Annotated in this window: 1 protein-coding gene; it reads right to left on the reverse strand. The window is 68.2% G+C overall.

The annotated features are described in order from the left end of the window. The coding region (locus ACLJNW_RS25530) for an MFS transporter (protein WP_410961411.1) at positions 1-267 on the reverse strand (267 nt) is incomplete at both ends.

Below are 267 nucleotides of genomic sequence, written 5' to 3' on the forward strand. Positions count from 1 at the left end.
GTCCAGGCAGGGCCCAGGCTGTTCCAGCTATAGCCGGAATACAGCGCGCCCAGGGCTCCGCCGGTACCGGCCAGCGCAGCATACAGGGCCTGGCCTGGGCCCTGCTGGCGCAGGCCGAAGCTACGCTGCACGAAATGGATGGCAGCCGCATGAAAACTGCCGAAGGTGGCGGCATGCAGCGTCTGGGCAAAGACCAGCAGCGCCAGGCTGTCGGCCAGGTTGCCGAGAAGCAGCCAGCGCAACGACGCCAGCAGGAAGCTCGCGGCC

The organism is Salmonella sp. SAL4457 (genome assembly GCF_046548235.1).
GTDB classification, from domain to species: Bacteria; Pseudomonadota; Gammaproteobacteria; order Enterobacterales; family Enterobacteriaceae; genus Salmonella; species Salmonella enterica.